At 46.5% G+C, this 11,305-nt stretch carries 9 protein-coding genes; all 9 read left to right on the top strand.

The window, feature by feature from the left end:
• The first annotated feature begins 293 nt into the window (after positions 1–293).
• The 9 genes from ACZ5NB_RS10780 (at position 294) to tssG (ending at position 11,303) form a co-directional block, all read left to right on the top strand.
• The gene (locus tag ACZ5NB_RS10780) at positions 294–2,288 is read left to right on the top strand and encodes a serine/threonine-protein kinase (RefSeq protein WP_460233621.1); all 1,995 of its coding nucleotides are present in this window, start codon (positions 294–296) and stop codon (positions 2,286–2,288) included.
• Positions 2,289–2,324: 36 nt separating this feature from the next.
• Positions 2,325–3,458, top strand: coding sequence for a type VI secretion system protein TssA (gene tssA / locus ACZ5NB_RS10775; RefSeq protein ID WP_460233620.1), 1,134 nt, complete (start codon positions 2,325–2,327; stop codon positions 3,456–3,458).
• Positions 3,459–3,537: 79 nt separating this feature from the next.
• Positions 3,538–4,041, top strand: a complete 504-nt coding sequence (gene tssB / locus ACZ5NB_RS10770) for a type VI secretion system contractile sheath small subunit (protein WP_460233619.1) — start codon at positions 3,538–3,540, stop codon at positions 4,039–4,041.
• Positions 4,042–4,043: 2 nt separating this feature from the next.
• Complete coding sequence (gene tssC / locus ACZ5NB_RS10765) at positions 4,044–5,519, top strand: type VI secretion system contractile sheath large subunit (RefSeq protein ID WP_460233618.1); 1,476 nt, start codon at positions 4,044–4,046, stop codon at positions 5,517–5,519.
• Positions 5,520–5,610: 91 nt separating this feature from the next.
• On the top strand, positions 5,611–7,143 hold the full coding sequence (gene tssC, locus ACZ5NB_RS10760; protein ID WP_460233617.1) for a type VI secretion system contractile sheath large subunit: 1,533 nt from the start codon (positions 5,611–5,613) through the stop codon (positions 7,141–7,143).
• 29 nt (positions 7,144–7,172) lie between these two features.
• Positions 7,173–7,982, top strand: coding sequence for a type VI secretion system accessory protein TagJ (locus ACZ5NB_RS10755; protein ID WP_460233616.1), 810 nt, complete (start codon positions 7,173–7,175; stop codon positions 7,980–7,982).
• Positions 7,983–7,991: 9 nt separating this feature from the next.
• Positions 7,992–8,489, top strand: a complete 498-nt coding sequence (gene tssE, locus ACZ5NB_RS10750; RefSeq protein ID WP_460233615.1) for a type VI secretion system baseplate subunit TssE — start codon at positions 7,992–7,994, stop codon at positions 8,487–8,489.
• Complete coding sequence (tssF, locus tag ACZ5NB_RS10745; RefSeq protein ID WP_460233614.1) at positions 8,482–10,305, top strand: type VI secretion system baseplate subunit TssF; 1,824 nt, start codon at positions 8,482–8,484, stop codon at positions 10,303–10,305. The genes tssE and tssF overlap by 8 nt, the downstream gene beginning before the upstream one ends.
• Positions 10,269–11,303, top strand: coding sequence for a type VI secretion system baseplate subunit TssG (gene tssG / locus ACZ5NB_RS10740; protein ID WP_460233613.1), 1,035 nt, complete (start codon positions 10,269–10,271; stop codon positions 11,301–11,303). Before tssF ends, tssG begins: the two co-directional genes overlap by 37 nt.
• Positions 11,304–11,305: the final 2 nt, after the last annotated feature.

Below are 11,305 nucleotides of genomic sequence, written 5' to 3'. Positions count from 1 at the left end.
CACTTAAAATGATATTTGTTCGATATATAGGCGAACGGTATGGCGCGTAATTTAGCTGGTTCAAGCATGTGCTCGCGAGAGTATGCATCCAACATGTAAGCAACGCGTACCTGACTATAAGTTGCTAGCTGTGCTGTTTTGTCATTTCTCATGCCTAAGTATGAGTTAAGTTTCAAAAAATTAATTAATACTCAATTAACTCTGGACTTGCTCTAGTTTTGATTGGTAATGTTCGCCCGCTCGTCGTATGGGTGATTCCATAAACGGGGTTTAAGTAGGAATGTGTTAAACGAATGGATGCGGTAAAACAAAAAAAGTCGGGCGCTCGTCCAATAGACGACTCTGATACGTGTGAAGACAGAAGCCGAGAGTTTCCTATAGAGGAAGGTCATGTGCTTCTTAATCGTTACATGTTGATGCGTTTAATTGGGCAGGGTGGAACCTGTGCAGTTTATCGCGCGCGTGACATGTTAGCAGTGCTTGGTGGTGATGTAAGCGAAAGCTACATTGCGGTCAAGGTGGCGAAACAAACTTCAACCTCCAGCGACAATGCGCATCACGAGTTAATGCTGCATGAAGCATTAACTACCCGGCACCTAAATCATCCTAATATTGTTAAAGTCTACGACTTCCATCGTGATGGTGACTGGAATTTTGTCACTATGGAGCTTGTCGAGGGGCAAACCCTTTCTGAGTTTTTAGACCGAGCACCAGGCAAGAAGCTCAGTATCAATCAGACGCTTAATATTATTTCTTCTGTGGCTGAAGCCCTGACGGTTGCACACCATAAAAATATTATTCATAGCGATATTAAGCCCGGCAATATTCTTTTGCCGGACAGCGGCGGTGTGAAAGTCATCGACTTCGCCATTGCTAGGTCTTCCGCCTCAATTGACCTTGATGATGAGAATGTTAGCAGTGCTGATTTATTAGGATTCCGAGGTTACACTTTGTCCTATGCAAGCCCGCAAGTTATCGCAGACAAGCCCGCTCAACCCAACGACGATGTGTTTTCTCTAGCATGTGTTACTTATGAAATGTTAAGTGGTCGTCATCCATTTGAGCGGCGACCTACCACCAGACTTCCAAAGGGCTTTAAACTTCAAAAACCGGATGAGCTGTCTGCTGTTCAGTGGCGAGTGCTAAGGCGAGCGTTGGCATTAGACAGTCGAGCTCGATATCAAACCATTGAAGAATTTGTTGGGCAATTTTCAAAGGCATCAAAAATTGTTTCTTTTATTGCAAAACGCTTAGCAACGGCCGCTTGCGCTCTTGCTTTGTGTACCGCGGCGAGCATTTTTGTCATTAACACTTGGCAGAAGCTTTCAGCGGCAGAACAGCTGGTCGAGCAAGACGCAGTCCGTCAAACCTGGGTCGAGCAGGTTAAAAAAAATGGTCTAACCGGCGAGCTAGTCGACCAATTTAATGCCTTACCCAAGCCAGTAAAGCTCACTGCATTGTCCGATATTCGCGAACTCATGTTGGGTGACCTCGAAAACCATGTGGATAAAGCTTTAACGGGTGTTAGCGCGGACGAACAGTTTGCGCATATTCCAGCGCTCCAGAGCAAGGTCGAAAAGCTCTTAATCCTCTATCCCGACTCACACATTGTTATACGCCAGCAACAGCGCCTAGCGTCTGAGGGCGGCCAACTACTGTCTGCCGTGGATCTTAACTTCCAAGAATATTTACAGAACCCATCATTTAACGCGAGCGAACTGAGTACTGTTAATCGGATGGTTGAAAAACTAGTACGTATCAGTGGGGAAAGCGCCGCGACATTACCGGCGGATTTCCTAGCGCGTTACGCAAAGGAAGTTGAATCCGCCGCGACTTCAGTTAATCCCATCCGCATCGTTCAACTTAAGGAATATCAACGCGACTTTCTTTTGCCGCAGCAATTGGATTTTGCTTGGTCAAATACGGACGACAATACGGTTAAAGCTGCGCAACAACTGGTTGATTTTCAGATTGGTGTAGACGGTTCGTCGGAGTATCCGATGCTTGCCGCTAAAGTTTTCGTAGAGCCAGAGGTTTCGTACATCAACGAAAAGCTTGTGACCCTGTGGTTTGATAAGGATTTTCGAGACTGTTATGAACGTATTGAGAGGCTGAAAATGACATTGGGTGTGCCATCTAACAGTCCGCTGATCGCACCTACGGTAGAAGAGTTCGTTAAAAAAATTAATGGCAAAGTGCGATATTACGTAAATAAAGGCAACGAAAGGGCAGAACTGCAGCTTAGAGACATTGTAGCTGATCTTGAAGGGCTAGGTTTTGCGACCTAATCATTCGTTGTGTCGAGTTTTTAAAGAGGTACAGAAGTGAACGCGTTCGTTGCATCGGATGAATTTATGGCGTTGTTAGCACCGTTGAGCGAAAACAATGGCGCAGGCGTAGATTTAAGGCTTAACACTTCGCCAACTTCGGGTTACCAGGTGCTTCGTAATGCACGTAGTGCTGCCCGGAATAATGAGCGATCAGCGCTAAGTGCTGGCGAGGTGATGTACTTTAGTTTCGGGGACTGGGCAGAAATCATTAGCGCTGCACCGCAAGTGCTAGCGGAAGAGTCAAAAGACTTAGAGATTGTTGCTTGGTACATCGAAGCATTAGCGCGTTGCGAAGGCTTTGGCGGTATCGCGAAAGGGTTCTCGTTAGCGGCTCGTTTAATTGAACAGTTCGGAGGTAGCCTTTACCCACTTCCCGACGAAGACGGTTTGGCAACCCAGCTTGCACCGCTTATCGGTCTCAATGGTTTTGGCTCTGAAGGTGCGTTGATCGCACCTATTAAATCGATACCGCTAACAGAGGGAAGCCCTCCGGGACCCTTGGCGACTTGGCAGTGTGAACAGTCCTTTGAGTTGGATCGCATCAGTGACCCGGAGAAGAGGGAAGCTCGTCTGAAGCAAGGTGGTATTGCTAAAGACACCCTAATGCAGATCGTGGCGGAAACAAGTACGGATTTTATTCATACGCTTCAGCGAGATATCCAGAATGCTATCGCTGCTTACGAAGATTTCCAGGGCGTTATTGATCAATACGCATCTGAAGACCCTCAGCCGACGGGTAAATTGAAGGAGACCTTGGATTCTTGTTACCAAGTGCTGACTTATATAGCTGGCGACCGATTGAAAAAAGAGCAGGTAGAAGAGCCCGTAGAAGACCCGGACAGTGACGACGATCAGAGTTCGGCGAGTAACGAAAAGACAGCACGCCGAATGAGCGTAGAAGACGTGGTAATCAACGATAGACAAGATGCCTTGTTATTACTGCGAGAAATCTCGTCGTTCTTCCGTCGAACCGAACCGCATTCGCCGATTTCTTACTCTTGCGACCAAATTATCCGCTGGAGTTCGATGCCATTGACGGAGCTCATTAATGAATTGATCCCCGACGATGGAGCGCGGAAGAAGTTTAAGCACTTGTCTGGTATCGGTGCTGTAGAAGCAAACGATTAGTGAATGAGTAGTTAAGAGTAGTTAGCAATATTTATCAAATTTAATCATTAACATTCAAAGAAGAGCGAAGGTATCCATTATGGAGAGCATACATAACAAACTGAGTCGAGTGAGAAAACCACGCGTACATATCAGCTACGACGTGGAGACCGAAGGCTCAACTGTCAAAAAAGAACTACCCTTTGTTGTTGGTGTTATGGGTGACTTTTCAGGTGACCCGACCGCACCGCTAAAACCATTGAAAGATCGTCGTTTTGTGCAAATTGATCGCGACAACTTCAATGAAGTCTTAAAAAGTATGACACCAGGTCTTCAACTTCAGGTTAAAAACACTTTGAAAGGAGACGATAGCCAATTCGCTGTCGACCTCAAATTTGAATCAATGGACGACTTCGAGCCAGGTGCAATCGTTAACCAGGTTGAGCCATTGAAGAAACTACTTGATACACGTAACCGTTTGCGCGACCTGTCAACAAAAGCGGACCGCTCTGAAGAGCTAGAGGCGATTCTTGAGCGAGTTCTCAATAACGAAGCAGATTTAAATGAGCTAGCCGAAGCGGTTGGCGCTGAGAAGGAGGACTAATCATGAGCGATGCAGTCGTAGAATCAAATGCAGCAGAAGCCCAAGCGGAAGCGGTCAGTTTATTGGATCAAGCTATTGCGGCAACTAAGCAAACCGAGTCTGAAGAAGCGCAAGCCTTATTGAAAACGCTTTCTGAAGAAGCGATGAAAGGAACCGTTACCTGGAATAAAAACCTAATGGTAACTTTCCGTAAAGCGATCGATGCGATCGATGCCGCGATCAGCGAGCAGTTACGTGAAGTTATGCATCATGAAAAATTCCAGCAGCTTGAAGGTTCCTGGCGCGGTTTGCATTACCTGGTGAACAACAGCGAGACAAGCACGACTTTGAAATTGAAGGTCATGAACGCAAGCAAAAAAGAGGTTGGTAAAGATCTTTCGAAAGCGGTTGAGTTCGATCAAAGCCAAACTTTCAAAAAATTGTACGAAAACGAGTTTGGTACGCCAGGTGGCGAGCCATACGGCGCATTAATTGGCGATTACGCATTCTCTAATCACCCTGATGACGTTGAATTGCTTAGCAATATGTCCAACGTTGCAGCGGCTGCATTCTGTCCATTCCTAAGTGCTGCGGCGCCAGATCTATTCGGCTTCGATAACTGGGATGAATTATCTAAACCTCGTGATTTGGCGAAGATTTTCGATTCTGCGGAATACACCAAATGGCGTTCGTTCCGTGATTCTGAAGACTCACGTTTTGTGTCATTGGCCATGCCTCGCGTACTCTCACGCTTGCCTTACGGTCAAGACACCAAACCGGTTGAAGAATTCGGTTACGAAGAAATGGCGTCTAACGATAAGCCATTGGCTGAAGAATTCTGCTGGTCAAATGCGGCCTACGTTTTGGGTGCGCGTTTAACCTCGGCGTTTGCTGAATACGGCTGGTGTACTGCAATCCGCGGTGCTGAAGGTGGTGGTCGAGTTGATGATTTGCCGGTTCATCTTTCTGTAACCGATGATGGCGACATCGACATGCAATGTCCGACTGAAATTGCTATCACCGACCGTCGTGAAGCTGAGTTAAGTGGCTTAGGTTTCATGCCATTGTCTCATTACAAGAATACCGATTACGCCGTATTCTTTGGTGGCCAAACAGCGCAACGCCCTAAGATTTACGATCAGCCAGAAGCAACCGCGAACGCTGCGATTTCTTCACGTCTGCCTTACGTGATGGCAACTTCTCGCATCGCACATTACCTCAAAGTCATGGCGCGCGATAAAGTCGGCAGCTTCATGGAATCAGAAGACATGCAACATTGGTTGAATCGCTGGATTAACAATTACGTTAACGCCAGTGAAGAAGGTGGCCAAGATATGCGTGCTCAATACCCGCTTCGTGAAGCGAAAATTGAAGTTAAGCCTGTTCCAGGTAAGCCAGGTTCATACAACGCTGTTGCGTGGTTGCGTCCTTGGTTACAAATGGAAGAGCTGTCTACTTCTTTACGTATGGTAGCGCGTATTCCTGAAATCGGCGGCTAATGCGTCGGTAGCTGGTTAAGTGGGGGCTGCGAAATGCTCCCGCTTAATCGATTCTTTTCAATCGGATTGATTTTTCTACGAATAGCATTTCATGAATCAAACGTTAGCAGTAGAGCCAACAACACGGACTCGGTTAGACGGCGAAAAAGAGCAGGGTGCTAGTGCAGCTATATCCGCTCTAATTGCTGAAAGCCTACGTCATTCTGCCTTGGCTGATGAAGAGCTAACGCACTGGATCGAAAAGAAGTTGCTACCTTCGCGTATCGACTCCCGCGATTCAGCACTTTTTATTCTTAATAAAGTGATTGTTGAAATTGACGCGTTGCTAAACGCTCAGCTCAACGAAATTATTCATCACCCGAAATTTAAAAAGCTCGAGGCGTCATGGCGAGGGCTTCATTACCTCGTTGAGACAGAAGCGGATTACGACGAAGATTTAACAGTCAAAATCAAAGCACTCAATGTCTCCTGGAAAGAGCTTAGCAAGGATGTGTTGCGTGCGATCGAGTTTGATCAATCGCAAATGTTTCAACGCATCTATAGTGACGAATTTGATATGCCCGGCGGCGAGCCTTTTGGCGTGCTGCTTGGTGACTATCATATTTGCCATAAGGTCAACAAAGACAGTCAGCAAAGTGATATCGAAGTATTGAAGGAAGTGGCCGATGTGGCCGCTGCGGCCCTTTGTCCATTTATTACGGGTGTCGACCCATCGTTGTTTGGATTGGATAGCCTTCGCGAGTTTGGCATGCCTCTCGATTTGGACGCTATTTTCAAACAAAAAGAATACATTAATTGGTGGTCACTTCGGTCGCGAGAGTCAACGCGCTTTGTCGGCCTTACGTTACCCAGCATGTTGATGCGCCAACCTTATCGAGACGATGGTACTCGGTTTGAAGAGTTTAAGTTTATCGAAGCAACGCAAGACTCCGATGGTGATTACCTCTGGGGTAATTCCTGTTATGCATTTGGCGGAGTGCTGATTCGAGCGTTCGCGAATACCGGTTGGTTCGCTGATATTCGAGGCGGAGTACATGATTTTGGTGAAGGCGGTGTAGTGCGTAATCTGGAGTACAGCGCACATCACGATGTTGATCCTTCAGCCGCCTATTGTCGCGCGGCAACCAATATTCAAATTGATGATTTTTTAGAGAGAGAACTCAGCGAATTTGGCTTTATCCCTTTGTGTAGTCATAACGGATTCCAAAACAGCGCGTATTACAGTAATAGCTCTCTTCATAATCCACAAAATTACACATCAGACATCGCGAACAGTAATGCGCGATTGTCTGCAATGATTCAATACATGATGTGTGTTTCGCGTTTTGGTCATTACATCAAAGTAATCGGCAGGGATAAAATTGGTAGCGTTATTAGCGCGCAAGATTGCCAGCGCGTATTCCAAAACTGGTTGAATCAATACACCACCGCGAGTGACGGCTCATCAGACGTGCTCAAAGCACGCTATCCACTGGCAGAAAGCCGAGTCGAAGTGAAAGAGCAGCCTGGGCGCGTGGGTTACTTTACTTGCGTTATTTATTTGAAACCACATTTTCAACTTGATCAGCTCGTATCGAGTATCAAGCTAGTCACCGAGCTAGCAGTTGGTCATGTAGGGAATTAATTACACCATAAACACTAGAGCGTATTTTTATGTCTACAGCAATGGAACTCTTTAATGCCGGTGATTTAGCTGGCGCTATAGAAGCGGTTAATGGAGAAATTCGCTCCCAGCCCAATAATGTCGAAGCACGTGCGTTGCTAGTTGAGTTGCTGTGCTTTTCAGGTGACCTTGAAAGAGCGGATAAACAGCTCAACACGATGCTGTCACTCGACCCGCAAACCGCTTTTACTGTTGGAACTTGGCGTCAACTTATTCGTGCCGCGCAGACACGTAATGATGTGTTTGAGCAGGGTGCGACACCGTCAGTAATCGATACGCCGACAAAGGTTATTTCCAATGCCTTAGCGATTTTATTAGCCGCTCGCACCGGCGAGAGCGACAATGTACAAGCATTAATTGACGAAAATGATACCCAAAGTGCTCAGCTCGAGTGGGTGATTAACGAAGAGGAAGCGACTCTTCTGCGTGACGCTGATGATGTCTTAGGTGGCATTACCGAGTTGCTGGGTTCGAATGGCAAATACTTCTGGGTAGATAACGCACAGATTGAATCTTTAGAGTTTGCAGAAATCACGCGGCCATTGGAGCTGTTATGGCGTCCGGTGGATATTGCTCTGAGTAACGGCACGCACGGCCAGGCTTTCTTGCCTGCTATTTATCATGGTTCAAGCGACGATGCAGACGTTGGCTACTCGTTGGGTAAAAAGACTGACTGGGTAGAAACCAATGGTGTTGTGCGTGGCAAAGGGCTTCGCCAGTGGCTAGTGAATGACGAATTACTATCTGCTTACGATTTTAAAGAAATTAGCAACGCCAAGTCAGAGGCATTGGTGAGTTAAGGGTCAAAAATGGCTAGGGTTAGAACGGATCAACCTGTCTTACCGTCACTGCTGGATCGGCTCATTGATGATGAACCCGATAGAACGTTAGAGCCAGTGAAGCCATATTCACACTTGCTAAGAGACATCAAAGATAATATCCGTAGAGATTTAGAAAACCTGTTGAATACTCGTGTTGTTAAACAGATTAATGTGAAAGAGTTTCCCGAGTTAGAAAAGTCATTGATGGGTTATGGGGTTGCCGACTTTAGTCATGTGCAATTCGAAGTGGAAGAAGAGCGACAGCGTTTTGCATGGGTTGTTAGCGAAGTGATTGCGCGATTTGAACCGCGTTTTCAACGCGTGTCTGTCGAAATTGAACCACACGGAGAAGAGTTCGATCGTACCTTGCACCTTAAAATATCTGCTGTATTAATGATTGAGCCAGACCCAGTACCGCTTATTTTTGATTCAAGCATGCGCAGTGTGGATCGCCGATTGCGTTTAAGAGAGTTGCGACATGGATGATGCTTTGTTGTCTTACTATAACCGCGAGCTAACTTACATTCGTAAGTTGGGCGCGGAGTTTGCTGAGCAACATCCAAAGATTGCTGGGCGCTTGCGTCTCGATGAAGATACCATCGAGGATCCTCATGTCTCTCGGCTTATTGAATCGTTTGCGTTTTTGACAGCCAGAATTCGCCACACTATTGATGATAGCTTTCCAGAGCTAACGGAAGCGTTAATGGGGACACTATATCCCAACTACCACGCGCCTTTCCCGTCTCAGAGTGTAGTGCAGATCAACAATATTCCCGAAGTGCCGTCTCCTCAAACGGTAAGGGCAGGGAGGTTGTTATATGTTGAAGGTAGCGGTGATGCGCGATGCCAATACCAAACGTGCCGTGATGTCGAAGTGCTACCCCTGCTTATTGATGGCGTTAAATTTTCTTCGATGCCGGTTAAAGCGCCGTCAATTGATGTTTTAGCAGCTCAACAAAACCCACAGGCAATCTTAAAAGTGTCGCTATCGGATCTCGATGGCGCAAGCCGGTCTGATTGGGATACTGAGCGTTTAACCTTCTACATTGATGCTCAGCCTCAGGTAGCGCACAAGTTATTTGAGTTTATGATGAATCATTGCTTGGGTGTCGCAGTCGCAGATCCCTTACAAGAAGCTGAGCCAGTTCTCTTACCTGCGAGCGCAATATCGTCGGCGGGGTTTATAGATACTGAAAATAGTTTCTTCGAAGGCCGTAATGCGAACGTCTTTCGTCAGTTGTCAGAATACTTTGTTTGCCCAGAAACAGCGCTCTTTATCAATGTTGATGGCGTGGAAGAGATCTGGCAGCGCTTCGATGGAAATTTCGAAATCTATTTCTATTTTGATGCAACGCATCCTGAGCTTGTTCAGGCTATCGATCGAAATAGCATGAAACTGGGTTGTGTACCCATTATCAACTTGTTTTCTCAAACGACGGAAAGTATTCAAGCCAAAGACGTCGGCCATGAAGTGCGTTTGCGGCTCCCTGCTCATGTGTCTGAGTTTGCGGATATCTATAGTATTCAGTCGGTATGCGCGCGAAATAATAAAGGCGAGAAAATAGACCTCTCGCCATTCTACGGCTCTCACTTACAGGATTCGGATCAGGCGAGAGGCGTTTATTGGTATGCCCGTCGCGAGAATAGCCATTTCCAACACGGCTCTGTTAGTTATGGTACTGACACTTACCTCTCATTAGTTGATGAGAAGTTTAGGGTGATTGATAGCGACGACGATTGGTTAATTACCGCTGAGGTTGTCTGTACTAACCGTGATATGCCGTCGAAACTACCATTTGGTCCAGGTCAACCGCTGGTGCGGTTTGATGAGGGCGGGGCTGGCCTTCGCGCTCGCTGCTTGACAGCACCGACAGTCACAATTCAACCGAAGCTCGGTGAATTATCGCGTTGGCAATTAGTTAGTCAGTTGAGTTTACAAAGCTTCGCGGGGCCGGAAGGTTTGTCTACTTTAAAACAGGCCTTAGAGCTACATGATTTAGTGCAATCTCGAGAGTCGCGTAGCGTTATCGATGCCCTGCGAGATTTAAGCACTAAGCCTATTACGTCGCGCATATCGCAAGATGGTCGATCTGGTATTTGCCAGGGGACGGAAATAACCCTAACGCTAGATCAAAATAAGTTTAGCGGATTCGGTATTTATATTTTCGGGCAAGTGTTGGATCAATTTATGGCGCACTTTTGTGCCGTAAATAGTTTTATCAAATTAAAAATTAAGTTGAGTCACAGACCTGGAGTGTATTTGGAATGGCCACCGAGAGTCGGGAATCAAACGCTGCTGTAACAGCGCCGTTGCCCGTTAGCTCGGGGGACAGTAATAGTCTGTTTCAGCTTGTACGCCTGTTAGAGCGTCACGCTCAAAAACAAGCAGACGCGCGCGATGAAGACGTGACGACCCTAGGCGATGACGGTTTGCCTACGGACGAAGTCGTTCGTTTTAAAAGCAACCTCAATATGGCGTTTAGCGCGGGTGCATACGAGCAGTTGCGAACGTCACAACCCGGTGTGGACGGCGATAAACACGAGATATTAGTCAATTTTATGGGGTTGCTAGGCACCTCAGGTGTATTGCCCCAGCATTACACACGCTTAGCTCAGGTAAGAAATAAGCAGAAAGATTACGCGTTGTCGGACTTTCTTGATCTGTTCAACCACCGTCTTGTATCGCTTTATTATCGAAGCTGGGTCAAGTACCGAGTTGCTGCGCAATACGAGATATTCCGCTCCAAAAACAAAGTCGACCCTTTTAGCCAGTTAGTAAAAGGGTTGTCTGGAAATACTGATAGGACTATTGCTGAAACTCAACAATTTTATTCTGGATACTTTAGTCGCAAAGTTCGCTCTGGCACCAACCTGCAGATGATGCTGAAGCACTTTACTAATGCTGATGTGGATATCAAATATTTCCAGGGCCGTTGGCTAGAGATCGCGAAAGAAGATCGTAGTCGACTCAGCAGTGTTAATACCAGCCGTTCATTAACCTTAGGTCAAGGTCTACCGCTTGGTAAGCGGTGCTGGGATGTGCAAAGCGCCATTAAGCTGATTCTTGGCCCAATAAGCCACGAGCTGTACCAGCGTATTGGCCCAGGAAGTAAAAAGTATCAACAGATGACTGCGCTCATAAAAGCCTATGTGCCAATCAACATGCAGGTAAAGCTCGAGTATCTTGTTGAAAGCGACGGGCGATTTAATTGCCGGCTTGATGGCCAGTTTAAGCTTGGGCGAAATGCGTGGTTAATCAGTAAAAAGGAATCAAACTATAAGGCAATGGTCAGCTTTTAGGT

The organism is Aurantivibrio plasticivorans, from assembly GCF_055392955.1.
This window is presented reverse-complemented; position numbering and strand designations above follow the sequence as displayed.